We start from the raw sequence: 17,823 nt of genomic DNA, 5'->3' as shown, positions 1-17,823 counted from the left end.
GCAAATACAGTACAAGCAGCACAAAATCACGATGGAGCTAAATTAGGAACAAGCATCGTAAGCATCGTAGAAAATGGCGTTAGTGTATTAGGAAAATTATTCGGATTCTAAGTCTTAACAACAATTAAAATAAATTAAAACAATAAAAGGAGTTTTTAAAATGACAAAATTAGCAGAAGCAATCGCAAATACAGTACAAGCAGCACAAAATCACGATGGAGCTAAATTAGGAACAAGCATCGTAAGCATCGTAGAAAATGGTGTTAGCGTATTAGGAAAATTATTCGGATTCTAATATTCAAATATTTAGTACTGACCAGGGCAAGCGCTCTGGTCTTTTTTTATTTTCTAAGAAATTATATTCAAAATTTGTTATTGTTAATAGAGATAAAAGAGTAGTGAGGGATATAAAAATGAAATACACAACTATTTTACTAGATTTTGATGATACAATTGTTGATTTTTATGATGCTGAAGAAAAAGCATTTTATAATATGGCTAAACATTTTAATCATTATCCAACAGAAGAGGATTTTTATTATTTTAGAAAGGTTAATCAATCTCATTGGGAAGCTTTTCAAGAAAATAAATTAACTAAAGTTGAAGTTTTAACTCTGAGATTTGTTAATTACTTTAAAGACTATAACATTGAAGTTGATGGGAATTTAGCTGACAACCTATTTAGAGATGAATTAGCAAAAGCTACACCTAGCTTTTTTGATGGGACTTTAGACACAATAGATTATTTGAGAAAAAAACATAATATTTATATTGTGACAAATGGGGTTACAGAAACACAGCAACGTCGTTTAGCTCAAACAACATTTAACGAAACATTAAATGGCATTTTTATATCTGAACAAACAGGTTATCAAAAGCCTATGCCAGAATTTTTTGATTACATTTTTAAAGAAATGGGAGAAACACATAGAGAAAAGGCAATAATTGTAGGAGATTCACTTACTTCGGATATTTTAGGAGGAAAAAATGCTAATATTCCTACATGTTGGTTCAATTTAAGAAATAAAGAAAATAATACAACAATTCAACCTGATTATGAAATTAAGTCTCTTAAAGAATTAATTGATATTGTAGAATAATCAAATTAAAAAATCCCATCGAATTTAATAAATTCGGTGGAATTTTTTCGTACTATGGGTGCCAAATTAAAACATCATGTCCTTCAGGATTTTTAGCTTCGACATCTTTGAAACCTTGGCTTTCGAAATAAGATTTTGAATTATTTCTAGCGATTGCTTTAATAGGAAGGTTAAATGATTTTGCAAAATCGATTAATTCCTTAGAAAAACCTCTGTTTTGATATTTCTCTAATACTTCTAATTTCCATAATAAAATATAATCGTCACAATCAGGGAAGTAAGATTCCTCAACTTCACCTTTATTTAGCAATGCCATTCTTGCAGCTAATTTATCTCCGACAAAAATACCATAAAAAGGTGAGTCTGAACTTGCATCGATCATTTGTCCGTTAAATTCTTCAACCATATATAAATCTTTATTACCAAACTCTCTAAAATCTTCGAATAACTCATCAGTTTTGTAATTAATTTCTAATTTTTTTACGTCGCTCATCATCATGTCCCCCTTTATTCCTTTCTTATATTATACCTTAAAGTCTATGTTCTTTTCATTTATTTATGCTCTAAGCCAAAATTAAACTAGATAAATATATTTATACGAGTTGAATTTTTTATACCATTCAAAATAAAAATAATGACACGAATGTCATTTCGAACGTATGTATTTTTAATGAATTTTAAGATTTTATAAATTTTTATAAGCCGTTAAATTGTCATAAGTGAGTATAGTCTTTATACTATATTAGGAATAGTGATACTGAAGGAGAAAAACAATGGACTGTAAAATATTAAAATTAAACAATGACGATCAGTTTATTTCCAAAATAAAAAATAGTGATGGTACACTCCAACAATTCTACCAATATGATGCTATGTCAGAAGATAGCTTTAAAAAGAAAATGGATGCGCCTTCAAATGGAAGAGAAAAAGAACTTGCTAATGTTATTCAATCTTATATGGAAGATTTATCAATAACTGAAGCACAACAAACACATTTGGATGCTTTAGCTAATGGCGCAAAAGTTGTCATTGGAGGACAACAGGCTGGTCTGTTTGGTGGTCCTTTATATACAATCCATAAGATTTTTTCAATTATTACATTGAGTCAACAACTTACAAATAAATATAACCAAACGGTTGTACCGGTATTTTGGATTGCTGGAGAAGATCATGATTTTGATGAAGTCAATCATACATTTGCTTATAATCAACAAGACGCACATCTACATAAAATTAAATATCATACTATGACACCACCTGATAGTAACGTATCTCGTTTTAATCCTGAACAGTCACAAATGATTGAAGTGTTGAATGATTACTTTAAACAATTAAAAGAAACAGAGCATAGTAAAGCAATTTACCAAATGTGTTTAGACATTATTAAAAGTAATGATAACTGGTCAAATATTTTTAAAGCTTTATTACATGAAATCTTCAAAGATTATGGTGTTTTATTTATTGATGCTCAATATACTTCGTTGAGAAAAATGGAAAAACCTTTATTAAAAGAAATGATTTTAAAACATCGTGCTATTGATGAAGCTTTTAGAAATAATCAAAAAAATACAACACAACAAGGTTTGTCTCAAATGATTCAAACTGATACTAATGTGCATTTATTCCTTCATGAAGAAGGGATGAGACAATTATTAACTTATGAAAATGATGCTTTCCATTTAAGTAAATCAACACAAAACTATAATCAACAACAGTTATTAGACATATTAGATGAAGAACCTGATAGATTTTCAAATAATGTTGTTACACGTCCTATAATGGAAGAATGGTTATTTAATACTGTGGCCTTCATCGGTGGTCCAAGTGAAATTAAATATTGGGCAGAACTACATGATGTATTTCAGTTATTAAATATTGATATGCCGATTGTATTACCAAGATTGAGGATTACTTACTTATATAATAGAACTCAAAAATTATTAAATCAGTATCAACTTCAATTAGAACAGGTCATAGAGAATGGTATTGAAGAAGATAAACAAAAATTTATTCGTGAACAAGCTTCCGAAACATTTTTAAATGAAATTGACAGTATGAAACAACAACAGGAAAATCTATTTCATTCTTTATATAAAGAAGTTCAAGGTAATAATGCTAATGAAAATTTAGTAACTAAAAATAATGAAATACACTTAAGACAGTATGATTATTTGAAAAAACGTTATCTTTTAAATATCGAAAGAGAAAATGACATTAGCATGAGACATTTTAGAGAAATTAATGATCATCTCCACGCAATGGGAGGATTACAAGAAAGAATATGGAATCCACTTCAAATTTTGAATGATTTTGGGAAAGATGTGTTCAGTCCCTCCACTTATCCACCACTTTCTTACACTTTTGATCATATTATAATAAAAGATTGATATAACAGCGTTTAAGCCCGCTTTATCGAAAAGATAAAGCGGGTATTTTTTTATAAAAATAAATATTTTTGACGAATTTTACATAATTAGTGGAGGATAGTGGGGAGATGTGGTAAATTATAAATAAGGTGAGGTGAGAAAAAATGTTCATGGGAGAATACGATCATCAATTAGATACAAAAGGACGTATGATTATACCGTCCAAGTTTCGTTATGATTTAAATGAACGTTTTATTATCACTCGAGGCCTTGATAAGTGTTTATTCGGCTATACTTTAGATGAATGGCAACAAATTGAAGAGAAGATGAAAACCTTACCTATGACAAAAAAAGACGCACGTAAGTTTATGCGTATGTTCTTCTCAGGTGCCGTTGAAGTAGAGTTAGATAAACAAAGACGTATTAATATTCCGCAAAATTTAAGGAAATACGCTAATTTAACTAAAGAATGTACAGTAATAGGTGTTTCAAATCGAATTGAGATTTGGGATAGAGAAACTTGGAATGATTTCTATGAGGAATCTGAAGATAGTTTCGAAGATATTGCTGAGGATTTAATAGATTTTGATTTTTAATTTGGAGGTATGACAGTGTTTCATCATATAAGCGTTATGTTAAACGAAACCATTGATTATCTAAATATAAAAGAAGATGGTGTGTATGTTGACTGTACGTTAGGTGGAGCAGGACATGCCTTATATTTACTAAATCAATTAAGTGATGAAGGTAGACTTATTGCAATTGATCAAGACTTAACTGCAATAGAAAATGCTAAAGATGTTTTGAAAGAACATTTACATAAAGTCACTTTTATTCACAGTAATTTTCGAGAGTTAACACAAATATTAAAAGAGCTAAACATTGAAAAAGTTGATGGTATCTACTATGACTTAGGTGTTTCAAGTCCACAGTTAGATGTACCAGAAAGAGGCTTTAGCTATCATCATGATGCTAAATTAGACATGCGGATGGATCAAACGCAATCATTATCAGCTTATGAAGTTGTAAATGAATGGTCTTTTGAAGCATTAGTCAAAATTTTCTATCGTTATGGTGAAGAAAAGTTCTCAAAACAAATTGCAAGAAGAATTGAAGCAAACCGAGAAAAACAACCAATCGAGACAACATTAGAATTAGTTGAAGTGATTAAAGAAGGCATTCCTGCCAAAGCTAGAAGAAAAGGTGGGCACCCTGCGAAAAGAGTGTTCCAAGCTATACGAATTGCAGTAAATGATGAATTAAGTGCATTCGAAGATTCAATAGAACAAGCTATCGAGCTTGTAAAGGTACACGGACGTATTTCTGTTATTACATTCCATTCATTGGAAGACCGATTATGTAAACAGATGTTTCAAGAGTATGAAAAGGGACCTGACTTACCTAGAGGCTTACCAGTTATCCCTGAAGAATATACCCCAAAATTGAAACGCGTAAACCGTAAACCTATTACTGCGACTGACGAAGATTTAGATGACAATAATCGAGCCCGAAGCGCAAAACTACGCATTGCAGAAATATTAAAATAAGGAGTAATTCAACATGGCTGTAGAAAAAGTTTACCAACCATATGATAATGCAACACAAACCAGTGTTCCAAAAAGACAACCGCAAACCTCTCCTCAAAAGCAAACCGTTAAACGTAAAGTTGTCGTTCAACTTACTAGATTCGAAAAGATTTTATACATAACGCTAGTCTCTGTCATTGCTATGATTAGTATTTATATGCTATCTTTAAAAATGGATGCGTATGATACGCGAGGAAAAATTGCAGATTTAGATCAAAAAATTGAACAACAATCTAGCGAGAACAGCGCCTTAAAATCTGAAATTAAGAAAAATTCTTCATACGAACGCATTTACGACAAGGCTAAGAAGCAAGGTATGAGCCTCAAGAACGATAATGTAAAGGTAGTGCGTAATAATGGCGAAACGAAAAATTAAAATTAAAAAAAATAAAATAGGGGCAGTCCTACTTGTTGGTTTATTCGGGCTGCTCTTTTTTATATTGGTTTTGAGGTTTTCATACATAATGATTACTGGTCATTCAAATGGACAAGATTTGATAATGAAAGCAAACCAAAAATATTTAGTTAATAACTCAGAGCAACCAGAACGAGGAAAGATTTACGATAGAAACGGTAAAGTCTTAGCCGAAGATGTTGAAAGATATAAAGTCGTAGCAGTTGTAGATAAAAAAGCGAGTGAAAATAGTAAAAAGCCAAGGCATGTGGTAGATAAAAAGAAAACTGCCAAAGAATTATCAAAAGTTATTGATATGAAACCAGATGAAATCGAAAAAAGATTGAATCAGAAAAAAGTATTCCAAGTAGAGTTTGGTCAAAAAGGTACTAATTTAACGTATCAAGATAAAGAAAAACTTGAAAAGAAAGACTTACCAGGAATTACCTTATATCCTGAAACTGAAAGATTTTATCCTAATGGTAACTTTGCTTCTCACTTAATTGGTATGGCTCAAAAAAATCCTGATACGGGTCAATTAAATGGTGCCATGGGAGTTGAAAAGATATTTAATAGTTATCTTAATGGTTCAAAAGGATCATTAAAATATATACATGATATCTGGGGATACATCGCACCAAATACAAAATCAGAAAAACAACCTAAACGTGGCGATGATGTTCATTTAACGATTGATTCAAATATTCAAGTGTTCGTCGAAGAAGCATTAGATGACATGGTTGACCGCTACAATCCTAAAGATTTATTTGCGGTTGTTATGGATGCAAGAACCGGAGAAATTTTAGCGTATAGCCAAAGACCTACATTTAATCCTGAAACAGGTAAAGACTTTGGTAAAAAATGGGCTAATGATTTATATCAAAATACGTATGAACCAGGATCAACATTTAAAACATATGGATTAGCTGCAGCTATTCAAGAAGGTAAATTCAGCCCGAATAAGAAATTTAAATCAGGACCTAAAGAGATAATGGGCTCAGAAATTTCTGACTGGAATAAAACAGGTTGGGGTAGTATTCCTGAAACACTAGGATTTACGTACTCAGCTAACTCATTAATGATGCACTTACAAGATGAAGTTGGTGCTGATAAAATGAAATCTTGGTATGAACGATTTGGTTTTGGTAAATCAACAAATGGTATGTTTGATGGTGAATCCACTGGTCATATTGCATGGGATAATGAATTACAACAAAAAACATCAGCATTTGGACAATCAACTACAGTAACACCAGTTCAAATGATTCAAGCACAGTCAGCATTTTTCAACAAAGGTAATATGTTGAAACCATGGTTTGTAAGTAGTATAGACAATCCAATTTCTAAAAAGAATTTTTATAAAGGTGAGAAATCTTACGCTGGAAAACCAGTTTCAGAAGATACTGCTAATAAAGTTGAAAAAGAATTAGATAAAGTTGTAAATAGTAAGAAGAGTCATGCGATGAACTATCGTGTGAAAGGATACGATATCGAAGGTAAAACAGGTACCGCTCAAGTAGCCGATTCTAAAGGTGGCGGTTATGTTAAGGGTGAGAATCCATACTTCGTAAGTTTCATGGGTGATGCACCTAAGAAACATCCTAAAGTGATTGTTTATGCTGGTATGAGTCTTGCACAAAAAAATGATCAAGAAGCATATGAAATGGGTGTAAGTAAAGCATTCAAACCGATCATGGAAAATACGTTGAAATATTTAAACGTTGATAAATCAAAAGATTCTGCTTCTAAAAAGGATTATAGTAAAGTGCCTAACGTAGAAGGACAATCAATAGAAAAAGCTAAAGATAGTATTAATGCTAAATCACTTAAACCAGTTGTTATTGGCAGTGGTAAAACAGTGAAATCACAATCAGTCAAAGCTGATTCTGAAGCATTGCCTCATAGTAAAGTTCTTTTAGTAACAGATGGTGACTTGACTATGCCTGATATGAAAGGCTGGACAAAAGAAGATGTTCTTGCTTTCCAAGAATTAACTAACATTAAGGTCAAAACGACTGGCAGTGGTTTTGTTTCAGATCAATCTATGACACAAGGTCAAAAACTTAAAAAATCAGATAAAATTGAAGTTACTTTATCAGCAGAATCTACTGATAGCACAACTGACGATAGTGATAAACAATCATTAGACAAATCATCTGATAAGAAAGATAAATCTAAGTCTAAAAAGAAAGATTCAAGCACTGACTAGTACAACATAGATATTCAACATATAAGGAAGAGATTGGGATTTTATTTATCCTTCTCTCTTTCTTAATATGTTATGAACTAACGTATAAATTTAGAACTAAAACTGATAAAATGTAAAAGCTAACAATTAAAAATATTTAATAATATATGTAAATTGACGGATAAAAGAAAAGGAGATTATTATGATTTTTGTATATGCGATGTTATCGCTTCTAGTAACTTTTGTACTTGTACCTATACTCATACCAACGCTCAAAAGAATGAAATTTGGACAAAGTATTCGTGAAGAAGGGCCTCAAAGCCATATGAAGAAAACGGGTACTCCAACAATGGGTGGACTAACATTCTTAATAAGTATCATTATCGCTTCAGTTATTGCGATTATTTTTGTAGATCGTTCTAATCCAATAATTTTATTACTATTTGTAACAATCGGATTTGGATTAATTGGCTTTATTGATGATTACATTATCGTTGTTAAGAAAAATAACCAAGGTTTAACAAGTAAACAGAAATTTTTAGCACAAATTTTAATTGCTGTAATATTTTTCGTACTAAGTAATGTGTTTAACTTAGTCAATTTTTCAACAACTTTACATATTCCGTTTACTGACGGTGGTATCCCTCTTTCATTTGCTTATGTTATATTTATCATCTTTTGGCAAGTTGGCTTTTCAAATGCAGTCAATTTAACAGATGGATTAGATGGTTTAGCTACAGGACTTTCAATTATCGGTTTTGCAATGTATGCCATTATGAGTTTTGTACTAGAATCACCTGCAATAGGTACATTCTGTATTATTATGGTATTTGCTTTACTAGGATTCTTACCATATAACTTAAATCCAGCTAAAGTATTTATGGGTGACACAGGTAGCTTAGCATTAGGTGGCATATTTGCTACAATTTCAATTATGTTAAACCAAGAGTTATCACTTATATTTATCGGATTTGTATTCGTAGTAGAAACGTTATCAGTTATGTTACAAGTTGCTTCATATAAATTAACTAAAAAACGTATTTTCAAAATGAGTCCTATTCATCACCACTTTGAATTATGTGGATGGAATGAATGGAAAGTTGTAACAGTATTTTGGTCAGTAGGTTTAATAACAGGTCTAATAGGCTTATGGATTGGAGTGCACTAGTATGCTAAATTACACAGGATTAGAAAATAAAGATGTATTAGTTGTAGGATTAGCAAAAAGTGGTTACGAGGCAGCCAAATTATTAAGTAAATTAGGCGCGAATGTAACAGTGAATGATGGTAAAGATTTATCTCAAGATGCACATGCTAAAGATTTAGAAGATATGGGCATTAAGGTTATTAGTGGAAGCCATCCAAATTCATTATTAGATAATAACCCTATAGTTATTAAGAACCCCGGTATTCCATACACTGTATCGATTATAGATGAAGCAGTAAAAAGAGGTTTAAAAATATTAACTGAAGTTGAATTAAGTTATCTAATTTCAGAAGCGCCCATTATTGCAGTAACAGGTACAAATGGTAAAACCACTGTCACTTCATTAATAGGTGACATGTTTAAAAATAGTAGGTTAACTGGTAGATTGTCTGGAAATATTGGTTATGTTGCTTCGAAAGTGGCACAAGAAGTAACTCCGAAAGATTATTTGATTACTGAATTATCATCATTCCAATTATTAGGAATTGATCAATATAAACCACATATTGCAATTATCACTAATATTTATTCAGCGCATTTAGATTATCACGAAACGCTTGAAAATTATCAAAATGCTAAAAAGCAAATATATAAAAATCAAACAGAAGATGATTTCTTAATTTGTAATTATCATCAACGTCATTTAATTGAATCAGAAAATTTAAAAGCTAAAACGTTATATTTCTCAACTCAACAAGAAGTGGATGGTATATATATTAAAGATGGCTTTATTGAATATAAAGGTGTTCGTATTATTAGCGTAGATGATTTAGTTTTACCAGGTGAACATAATTTAGAAAATATTTTAGCAGCTGTTTTAGCTACAATATTAGCTGGTGTACCAATTAAAGCGATTGTTGACAGTCTTACAACATTCTCAGGAATTGAACATAGATTACAATATATTGGTACAAATAGAACTAATAAATACTATAACGATTCTAAAGCAACAAATACGCTAGCTACACAATTTGCATTAAATTCATTTAATCAACCAATCATTTGGTTATGTGGCGGGTTAGATAGAGGTAATGAATTTGATGAATTAGTACCTTATATGAATAATGTAAGAATTATGGTCGTATTTGGTGAAACACAAGAAAAATTCGCTAAATTAGGAAATAGTCAAGGTAAATACGTTATCAAGGCTACAGATGTACAAGATGCCGTCGATAAAATTCAAGACGTTATTGAACCAAATGATGTGGTGTTACTTTCACCAGCATGTGCAAGTTGGGATCAGTATAATACATTCGAAGAACGTGGAGAGAAATTTATTCAAAGTTTCCGTGCACACTTGCCATCATACTAAAAGGGCGTGATAGAAAATGGACGGTAAATCTAATGACAATAACAGAAATAATGCAGCTAACTCCGATGACAAACAAAATGATGAGTTAAGCATGTTTCGTAGAAGTAACGATTTTAGAACGCGTAAAAGAAAAAAGTTTAAAGATAAAGTTGAAGACGACATATCTAACTCGAATCACTATGATGATACGAGTGAAGAAGAACAGCATCATAGTGAAGACATCTTAAATGATCGCAACACTCATTTAAGCGATAAAGAAGATTTTGTTAGTAATAGTGATAACTCAGATTCGTATCGCGAAAGTGAGCAAATTAATCATTATAATAATGATGAAAAAGTTAATAGCGATGATAGTCAACAAGATAAAGAACAAACAAATAATATTGAAGATAATACAACTTCAAAAACTAAGCACAAAAATAAAAATGCAAAGAAAAATTGGTTGAGTTTTTTTACACCAAATAAATCAACATCAAAGAAAAAAGAACATGCACAAGAAGAACAAACAGATTCTAATAAGAAAGTTACACAATTTAGTTCACCAACTCTAGAAGAGAAAAGAGCACAACGGCGTCGAAGACAAAAAAGAATTCAGTACACCGTTATTACAGTATTGGTATTGTTAATTGTGATATTCTTACTATATATGTTTACACCATTAAGTAAAATCTCCAACGTAAATATTGAGGGGAATCATAATGTAAGTAAAAGCCAAATTAACAAAGCACTCAATGTTAAGTCTACTTCACGCATGTATACTTTTAGTAAAGGTAAAGCTAAAACTAATTTAAAGAAAAATAAATTAATTAAAGATGTAAGCATTACCAAGCAATTACCTAATACGTTAAATGTTAAAATAACAGAATATCAAGTTGTTGGTTTAACGAAAAACAAAGACAAATATGTGCCTGTGCTAGAAGACGGGAAAGAATTAAAAGATTATGATGGTAATATTTCACATGACGGTCCAATCATTGATGGTTTTAAAGGCGACAAAAAGGAAAAAATAATCCAAGCGTTATCAGAAATGTCACCTAAAGTGAGAAATTTAATTGCGGAAGTCAACTATGCACCAGATAAGAATAAGCAAAACAGAATTAAAATATTCACTAAAGATGATATTCAAGTCATTGGAGATATTACGACTATAGCGGATAAGATGAAATATTACCCACAAATGTCAGAATCACTGTCTCGTAGTGATTCAGGCGACCTTAAAACAGATGGTTATATTGATTTGTCGGTAGGAGCATCATTTATTCCTTATCAAAATAGTAGTGGTGATCAATCTGAATCTGAACAAAGTGTATCTAAAACATCAGCAAAAGAAACTGAAGCAAAAGAAGAACTTCAAAGTGTGTTAAATAAAATTAATAAAGAATCAAAAGAAAATAATTAAAAAATTTTGATATTAGTATGTGTTTATAGTTCACAAGCTTATCAACGTATTGTAAACTAAACATAGTGTATTTTAATAGTAACTTGTCAGGAGGTGCCTATCTATGGAGGAACATTACTATGTAAGCATAGATATTGGTTCATCAAGTGTTAAAACAATAGTAGGCGAAAAATTTCACAATGGAATAAATGTGATAGGTACAGGACAAACCTATACAAGCGGTATTAAAAATGGTCTGATTGATGACTTTGATATAGCAAGACAAGCTGTCAAAGACACAATTAAAAAGGCTTCTATCGCTTCAGGTGTCGATATTAAAGAAGTATTCTTAAAATTACCTATCATAGGAACTGAAGTGTATGATGAATCAAATGAAATAGAATTTTATGAAGATACTGAAATTAATGGAACACATATCGAATCTGTACTTGAAGGTATTAGAGACAAAAATGATGTTCCTGAAACAGAAGTCATTAACGTTTTCCCAATACGCTTTGTTGTAGATAAGGAAAATGAAGTATCAGATCCAAAAGAATTAATCGCTAGACATTCACTTAAAGTGGATGCAGGCGTTATAGCTATTCAAAAATCAATTTTAATTAATATGATTAAATGTGTTGAATCATGTGGTGTAGACGTGCTTGACGTATATTCAGATGCATACAATTATGGCTCAATCTTATCAGCAACTGAGAAAGAGCTCGGTGCATGTGTTATTGATATCGGTGAAGATTTAACACAAATTGCCTTCTATGAACGTGGCGAATTAGTGGATGCAGATTCAATCGAAATGGCTGGTCGTGATATTACTGACGATGTTGCACAAGGATTAAACACTTCTTATGACACAGCAGAAAAGATTAAACATCAATATGGTCATGCTTTTTATGACTCAGCTTCAAGCCAAGATGTATTTTCTGTGGATCAAATAGATAGTGAAGAGAATGTTCAATATACGCAAAAAGATTTAAGTGATTTTATTGAAGCAAGAGTTGAAGATATTTTCTTCGAAGTATTTGATGTATTGCAAGAATTAGGATTAACTAAAGTTAACGGTGGTTTCGTCGTTACTGGCGGATCAGCTAACTTATTAGGTGTAAAAGAATTACTACAAGATATGGTAAGTGAAAAAGTAAGAATTCATACACCATCTCAAATGGGTATCAGAAAACCAGAATTTTCTTCTGCGATTTCTACGATTTCTAGTAGTATCACTTTTGACGAGTTATTAGATTATGTTACAATTAGTTATCAAGATAATGAGGAATTTGAAGAGGAAGTTATCGAATCAAATGATAAAGATGCTGACTCTAAATCAAGCGGTTTCGATTGGTTCAAACGCAAATCGAATAAAAAAGATGATTATGAGGAAGAACCTGAAGCACCTCATGAAGAATATGACAACCGCGAAACTCATCAAGAACAAGATCATCAGAATGCTCAAGATAAAGACAAAGAAGAAGGTAAATTTAAAAAACTCATGAAATCTTTATTTGAATGATTATTGGCCATTAAAACTAGGAGGAAATTTAAATGTTAGAATTTGAACAAGGATTTAATCATTTAGCGACTTTAAAAGTCATCGGTGTAGGTGGCGGCGGTAACAACGCTGTAAACCGTATGATTGACCACGGTATGAATAATGTAGAATTTATCGCTATCAATACGGATGGACAAGCTTTAAACTTATCTAAAGCTGAATCAAAAATCCAAATTGGTGAAAAATTAACACGTGGATTAGGTGCTGGAGCTAACCCAGAAATTGGGAAAAAAGCTGCAGAAGAATCACGTGAACAAATTGAAGATGCAATCCAAGGTGCAGATATGGTATTCGTAACTGCAGGTATGGGTGGCGGTACTGGTACTGGTGCTGCTCCTGTAGTAGCAAAAATTGCTAAAGAAATGGGAGCTTTAACAGTTGGTGTTGTTACTCGTCCATTCGGCTTTGAAGGTCGTAAACGTCAAACACAAGCTGCTGCCGGCGTTGAATCAATGAAAGCTGCTGTAGATACATTAATCGTTATTCCTAATGATCGTTTATTAGATATCGTTGATAAATCAACTCCTATGATGGAAGCATTTAAAGAAGCAGACAACGTTTTACGTCAAGGTGTACAAGGTATTTCTGACTTAATCGCTGTATCTGGTGAAGTTAACTTAGACTTTGCTGACGTGAAAACTATTATGTCAAACCAAGGTTCTGCCTTAATGGGAATTGGCGTATCATCTGGAGAAAATAGAGCGGTAGAAGCAGCTAAAAAAGCTATTTCTTCACCTTTATTAGAAACTTCTATTGTTGGTGCACAAGGTGTACTTATGAACATTACAGGTGGGGAATCACTTTCTTTATTCGAAGCTCAAGAAGCTGCTGATATCGTACAAGATGCTGCTGATGAAGACGTGAACATGATTTTCGGTACAGTAATTAACCCAGAATTACAAGATGAAATTGTAGTTACAGTTATTGCTACTGGATTTGAAGACAAACCATCTTCTCAAGGACGTAAAGCTTCTAGTACTGGATTCGGTTCTAGTGTAAATAGTGCTTCATCATCTCATTCTGTAGATAGAGAAGAATCTGTAAGCAGTTCTGCTTCAAGTGCATCATCTTCTGACAGTGTGAACGAAAGAACTCATACAACTAAAGACGATGATATTCCTAGCTTTATTAGAAACAGAGAAGAAAGACGTTCAAGAAGAACTAGACGTTAATTAATTCTCTAAACATATTATTTTAAGTCATCAGATTGAATTCTGATGACTTTTTAATTTTTTACATAGGAATTTTTAAGATTATAACCAGATTCTAAAGTTTAAGAAAAAGCATGTTAATCCATGTACAATTAAAATAGTTTTAATTTAATTACAAATAAAAATGTTATATAATAACTTTACGAAAGCCATTTTTATCATTAATAGCAAATATTGAAAATTCATACTTAAGGTTGTGAAACATTTGACTGAAAAATTTATTAAACAAGATCATTTTTTAGAATACAAAGACGAAAATAAGACAAATACTACCCTTGGATTTACTACGAGAGAGGGTGGCTTAAGTATGTATCCTGAAAATGCATTTAATATGGCTAGATACGTTGACGATGATCAAGATAATATATCAAAGCATCAAGCTATTTTAGCCGATTTGATACATTTTCCTAGAAGAGATTGGGTATTTCCTATACAAACTCATGAAAATAAAGTAGCCAAAATCACAGCTGCAGATAAAGGAACTAATATCGATGCAATCACTAATGATTTACATGGCATTGATGGTCTGTATACATATGAACCTAATATTTTATTAACGATGTGTTATGCAGATTGTGTACCAGTATATTTTTATAGTGAGAAAAATCATTATGTTGGTTTAGCTCATGCAGGTTGGAGAGGTACATATGGTGAAATTGTAAAAGAAATGGTTCGACAAATCGATTTTGACTTAAATGATTTACAAGTTGTGATAGGTCCTGCAACTTCAAATTCGTATGAAATTAATGATGATATTAAATCTAAATTTGAAACATTAGATATTGAAACAACACAATATATAGAAACACGAGATGAAGACAGACATGGTATCGATTTAAAAAAAGCCAATGCTTTATTATTACAAAGTGTGGGTGTACCAAAAGATAATATTTATATTACAGATTATGCTACATCAGAAAACTTAGATTATTTCTTTTCCTATAGAGTAGAGAAAGGGCAAACTGGTAGAATGTTAGCCTTCATCGGAAGAAAGCAAGGTGAAGATTAATGCGTAAAGTCGAAGAAAATTTGGCAAAAATTAACGATGAAATAAATCAGCAAAGAGAAAAAAGTAACATTTCAACACAGCCTAGCGTGATTGCAGTGACAAAGTATGTTACAATAGAGCGAGCTAAAGAAGCTTATCAAGCTGGACTTCGTCACTTTGGTGAGAATAGACTTGAAGGATTTAAAGAAAAGAAAGAAGCACTACCTAGTGATGCAGTGTTTCATTTTATCGGATCTTTGCAATCTAGAAAGGTTAAAGATGTCATCAATGAAGTTGATTACTTCCACGCTTTAGATAGAATGAGTTTAGCTAAAGAAATTAACAAACGTGCCAATCATACTATTTCTTGTTTCTTGCAAGTGAATGTTTCTGGAGAATCTTCTAAACATGGTATTGATTTAGACGATGTTAATTCATTTATCGAAGACCTTAAACAATATGAGAATATAAAAATAGTCGGATTAATGACTATGGCACCATTTACAGATGATGTTGAATACATACAGTCATTATTTAGAAAATTACGAATAAAAAGAGACGAAATACAGAAACTCAATTTAGAATATGCACCGTGTACTGAATTATCTATGGGTATGAGTAACGATTACCTCATTGCTATAGAAGAAGGTGCTACGTTTGTAAGAATTGGGACTAAACTTGTAGGAGAAGAGGAGTGAGCCCCGTGGCTTTAAAAGATTTATTTAATGGTTTTTTTGTAGTTGAAGATGAAGAAGAAGTGGAAGTACCAGAAGAACGCGAACAAGAACGTGATCGTAAACAAGAACGTGAAGTTGAATCACAAAGAGAGGTAGCACAAGAACCGGCTACGTCAAAAACAAGTGCTATTAAATCAGTACCACAAAAAAGTTCAACTAGATATAATTCAACTTCTGAAGAAAGGAATTATCGTATGACTAATAATTCTAAATCAAACTCAAGAAATGTTGTAACGATGAATAATAATGCACAAACAAATGTTGCTACTCAAGAAAGTTCAAAAATGTGTTTATTTGAACCACGTGTATTCTCAGACACTCAAGATATTGTAGATGAATTAAAAAATCGTCGTGCTACTTTAGTTAATTTACAACGCATTGATAAAGTCTCTGCTAAACGTATTATTGATTTCTTGAGTGGTACAGTATATGCAATTGGTGGCGATATCCAACGTGTCGGTACAGATATTTTCCTATGTACTCCAGACAATGTTGAAGTTGCTGGTAGCATTACAGACCATATTGAGAATATGGAGCAACATTACGAATAAGGAGATAACATATGGATATTGGATTACTTAATACAATATTCCGAATTATAATTTGGATTGTTCAAATCTATTATTATGGAATGATTGTTTATTTCTTTACTTCTTGGGTGCCAAATATTCGAGAATCTAAGTTTGGTGAAATACTCGGGAAGATTTACGAACCATTTTTGGAACCATTTAGAAAAATAATTCCACCAATTGGAATTATTGATATATCATCTATTGTTGCTATCATTGTTTTAGTATTATTCCAACGAGGATTAGTGACTATTTTCAACATGATTTTAGTTCACTTAGCTGGATAAGAGTAAATACTTAAAAGATAGTAAATAATATAGATGTTGTTGAATAACGAGGTAACTGGAAGTATGCCAGTTTGCCTCGTTTTATTGTTAACTTTGTAAAATAATGTGACTGAACTGGCTAAACTACTTAAAAATAAGGAGGTGTCAAACATCGATATTTATCAGCATTTTAGAAAAGAAGAACAAGCAACCATTGATTTATTAATCGATAAATGCCAACAAGCTGAACGACATTATGCGCCAGTATTAACGAACTTTTTAGATCCTAGAGGTCAGTATATATTGGAAGTTATTGTTGGTAGTTATGAAGATTTGGTTGTTCATTTTAATGGGGGACCTCAAGCTGAACGACAACGTGCACTGATCACACCTTCTTATTACGAACCAAATGAAAGTGATTTTGATTTAACTTTAATTGAAATAGACTATCCACAAAAGTTTGTTACAATACAACACCAACATGTATTAGGGACATTGATGTCTTTAGGAATAGATAGAAATCAACTTGGAGATATTATGGTTGGAGAACGTATTCAATTTGTTTTGACAAAAGCTTTAGAATCATTTATTATGTTAGAATTCACTAAAATCAAAGGTGCTACAATTAAACTTAATTCTATTCCTTTGAAAGATATGATACAATCAGAAGAGAATTGGAAGATTCATAGTTCAACGGTGAGTGCACTAAGACTTGATGTTGTACTTAAAGAAATGATTCACAAATCAAGATCGATTGCGAAACAACTCATCGAGAAAAAAAGAGTAAAAGTGAATCACACAATCATTGATTCACCTGATTTTCAATTAGAAATGAATGATTTACTTTCCATCCAAGGTTTCGGTAGAGCACAAATGACCGATATAGGTGGAAGAACTAAAAAAGATAAAATACACATTACCTATAATACATTATTCAAATAGTGTAAAATTAAGGAGGAC

The 17,823-nt window shown here is 31.7% G+C and carries 19 protein-coding genes; 18 read left to right on the top strand and 1 reads right to left on the bottom strand.

The features are described 5' to 3' along the window. From Q4528_RS07620 to Q4528_RS07610, 3 genes are all read left to right on the top strand, one after another. Positions 1 to 111, top strand: a 111-nt coding sequence (locus Q4528_RS07620; protein WP_303521136.1) for a beta-class phenol-soluble modulin, incomplete at its 5' end; no start/stop codon positions are given. Positions 112 to 160: 49 nt separating this feature from the next. Then, positions 161 to 295 (top strand): beta-class phenol-soluble modulin, encoded by a 135-nt coding sequence (locus tag Q4528_RS07615; protein ID WP_017637180.1) that lies wholly within the window; start codon positions 161 to 163, stop codon positions 293 to 295. A gap of 118 nt (positions 296 to 413) precedes the next feature. Continuing rightward, positions 414 to 1,100 (top strand): YjjG family noncanonical pyrimidine nucleotidase, encoded by a 687-nt coding sequence (locus tag Q4528_RS07610; RefSeq protein ID WP_046466585.1) that lies wholly within the window; start codon positions 414 to 416, stop codon positions 1,098 to 1,100. Between the two features lie 52 nt (positions 1,101 to 1,152). Here Q4528_RS07610 and Q4528_RS07605 read toward each other — a convergent pair whose 3' ends face one another. Then, on the bottom strand, positions 1,153 to 1,593 hold the full coding sequence (locus Q4528_RS07605; RefSeq protein ID WP_029055486.1) for an N-acetyltransferase: 441 nt from the start codon (positions 1,591 to 1,593) through the stop codon (positions 1,153 to 1,155). Between the two features lie 280 nt (positions 1,594 to 1,873). On the opposite strand from Q4528_RS07605, the gene bshC reads away from it, so the two are divergent. The 15 genes from bshC to Q4528_RS07530 all read left to right on the top strand — a co-directional run bounded on the left by bshC (position 1,874) and on the right by Q4528_RS07530 (position 17,805). Then, positions 1,874 to 3,487: a bacillithiol biosynthesis cysteine-adding enzyme BshC gene (bshC, locus tag Q4528_RS07600; protein ID WP_046466586.1), complete on the top strand. Its 1,614-nt coding sequence runs from the start codon at positions 1,874 to 1,876 to the stop codon at positions 3,485 to 3,487. Between the two features lie 143 nt (positions 3,488 to 3,630). Further along, the gene (gene mraZ, locus Q4528_RS07595) at positions 3,631 to 4,062 is read left to right on the top strand and encodes a division/cell wall cluster transcriptional repressor MraZ (protein ID WP_303521124.1); all 432 of its coding nucleotides are present in this window, start codon (positions 3,631 to 3,633) and stop codon (positions 4,060 to 4,062) included. Positions 4,063 to 4,077: 15 nt separating this feature from the next. Continuing rightward, complete coding sequence (gene rsmH, locus Q4528_RS07590; protein ID WP_046466587.1) at positions 4,078 to 5,013, top strand: 16S rRNA (cytosine(1402)-N(4))-methyltransferase RsmH; 936 nt, start codon at positions 4,078 to 4,080, stop codon at positions 5,011 to 5,013. A gap of 13 nt (positions 5,014 to 5,026) precedes the next feature. Next, complete coding sequence (gene ftsL / locus Q4528_RS07585) at positions 5,027 to 5,428, top strand: cell division protein FtsL (RefSeq protein WP_017637174.1); 402 nt, start codon at positions 5,027 to 5,029, stop codon at positions 5,426 to 5,428. Next, positions 5,409 to 7,655, top strand: a complete 2,247-nt coding sequence (locus Q4528_RS07580) for a penicillin-binding protein (protein ID WP_046466589.1) — start codon at positions 5,409 to 5,411, stop codon at positions 7,653 to 7,655. Before ftsL ends, Q4528_RS07580 begins: the two co-directional genes overlap by 20 nt. Before the next feature lie 181 nt (positions 7,656 to 7,836). Next, complete coding sequence (mraY, locus tag Q4528_RS07575; protein WP_017637172.1) at positions 7,837 to 8,802, top strand: phospho-N-acetylmuramoyl-pentapeptide-transferase; 966 nt, start codon at positions 7,837 to 7,839, stop codon at positions 8,800 to 8,802. A gap of 1 nt (position 8,803) precedes the next feature. Beyond that, positions 8,804 to 10,153, top strand: a complete 1,350-nt coding sequence (gene murD, locus Q4528_RS07570; RefSeq protein ID WP_303521121.1) for a UDP-N-acetylmuramoyl-L-alanine--D-glutamate ligase — start codon at positions 8,804 to 8,806, stop codon at positions 10,151 to 10,153. Between the two features lie 16 nt (positions 10,154 to 10,169). Next, on the top strand, positions 10,170 to 11,552 hold the full coding sequence (locus tag Q4528_RS07565) for a cell division protein FtsQ/DivIB (RefSeq protein ID WP_046466590.1): 1,383 nt from the start codon (positions 10,170 to 10,172) through the stop codon (positions 11,550 to 11,552). 103 nt (positions 11,553 to 11,655) lie between these two features. Beyond that, complete coding sequence (gene ftsA, locus Q4528_RS07560) at positions 11,656 to 13,053, top strand: cell division protein FtsA (RefSeq protein WP_046466591.1); 1,398 nt, start codon at positions 11,656 to 11,658, stop codon at positions 13,051 to 13,053. Positions 13,054 to 13,085: 32 nt separating this feature from the next. Next, complete coding sequence (gene ftsZ / locus Q4528_RS07555) at positions 13,086 to 14,264, top strand: cell division protein FtsZ (protein WP_017637168.1); 1,179 nt, start codon at positions 13,086 to 13,088, stop codon at positions 14,262 to 14,264. A gap of 244 nt (positions 14,265 to 14,508) precedes the next feature. Further along, on the top strand, positions 14,509 to 15,312 hold the full coding sequence (pgeF, locus tag Q4528_RS07550) for a peptidoglycan editing factor PgeF (protein WP_017637167.1): 804 nt from the start codon (positions 14,509 to 14,511) through the stop codon (positions 15,310 to 15,312). Beyond that, complete coding sequence (locus Q4528_RS07545) at positions 15,312 to 15,989, top strand: YggS family pyridoxal phosphate-dependent enzyme (RefSeq protein WP_017637166.1); 678 nt, start codon at positions 15,312 to 15,314, stop codon at positions 15,987 to 15,989. Before pgeF ends, Q4528_RS07545 begins: the two co-directional genes overlap by 1 nt. Before the next feature lie 5 nt (positions 15,990 to 15,994). Next, entirely contained in the window at positions 15,995 to 16,579 is a 585-nt protein-coding gene (locus Q4528_RS07540) for a cell division protein SepF (protein WP_439848927.1), read from the top strand. Between the two features lie 11 nt (positions 16,580 to 16,590). Then, positions 16,591 to 16,884 (top strand): YggT family protein, encoded by a 294-nt coding sequence (locus Q4528_RS07535; RefSeq protein WP_017637164.1) that lies wholly within the window; start codon positions 16,591 to 16,593, stop codon positions 16,882 to 16,884. Between the two features lie 141 nt (positions 16,885 to 17,025). Further along, complete coding sequence (locus Q4528_RS07530; protein WP_017637163.1) at positions 17,026 to 17,805, top strand: YlmH family RNA-binding protein; 780 nt, start codon at positions 17,026 to 17,028, stop codon at positions 17,803 to 17,805. The last annotated feature ends 18 nt before the right edge of the window (positions 17,806 to 17,823 follow it).

This window comes from Staphylococcus pasteuri (assembly GCF_030547725.1).
In the GTDB taxonomy this organism is placed as follows: Bacteria; Bacillota; Bacilli; order Staphylococcales; family Staphylococcaceae; genus Staphylococcus; species Staphylococcus pasteuri.
Note: the sequence above shows the minus strand (reverse complement) of the source record. Positions and strands in the feature narration are given on the sequence as shown.

Excerpts from the sequence above, each read along its gene's own strand:
- Q4528_RS07615 (WP_017637180.1), top strand. The coding sequence starts at position 161 with ATGACAAAATTAGCAGAAGCAATCGCAAATACAGTACAAGCAGCACAA.
- Q4528_RS07545 (WP_017637166.1), top strand. The coding sequence starts at position 15,312 with ATGCGTAAAGTCGAAGAAAATTTGGCAAAAATTAACGATGAAATAAAT.
- ftsL (WP_017637174.1), top strand. The coding sequence starts at position 5,027 with ATGGCTGTAGAAAAAGTTTACCAACCATATGATAATGCAACACAAACC.
- Q4528_RS07610 (WP_046466585.1), top strand. The coding sequence starts at position 414 with ATGAAATACACAACTATTTTACTAGATTTTGATGATACAATTGTTGAT.
- Q4528_RS07565 (WP_046466590.1), top strand. The coding sequence starts at position 10,170 with ATGGACGGTAAATCTAATGACAATAACAGAAATAATGCAGCTAACTCC.
- Q4528_RS07535 (WP_017637164.1), top strand. The coding sequence starts at position 16,591 with ATGGATATTGGATTACTTAATACAATATTCCGAATTATAATTTGGATT.
- mraZ (WP_303521124.1), top strand. The coding sequence starts at position 3,631 with ATGTTCATGGGAGAATACGATCATCAATTAGATACAAAAGGACGTATG.
- murD (WP_303521121.1), top strand. The coding sequence starts at position 8,804 with ATGCTAAATTACACAGGATTAGAAAATAAAGATGTATTAGTTGTAGGA.
- ftsA (WP_046466591.1), top strand. The coding sequence starts at position 11,656 with ATGGAGGAACATTACTATGTAAGCATAGATATTGGTTCATCAAGTGTT.
- mraY (WP_017637172.1), top strand. The coding sequence starts at position 7,837 with ATGATTTTTGTATATGCGATGTTATCGCTTCTAGTAACTTTTGTACTT.
- bshC (WP_046466586.1), top strand. The coding sequence starts at position 1,874 with ATGGACTGTAAAATATTAAAATTAAACAATGACGATCAGTTTATTTCC.
- Q4528_RS07580 (WP_046466589.1), top strand. The coding sequence starts at position 5,409 with ATGGCGAAACGAAAAATTAAAATTAAAAAAAATAAAATAGGGGCAGTC.
- ftsZ (WP_017637168.1), top strand. The coding sequence starts at position 13,086 with ATGTTAGAATTTGAACAAGGATTTAATCATTTAGCGACTTTAAAAGTC.
- Q4528_RS07605 (WP_029055486.1), bottom strand. The coding sequence starts at position 1,593 with ATGAGCGACGTAAAAAAATTAGAAATTAATTACAAAACTGATGAGTTA.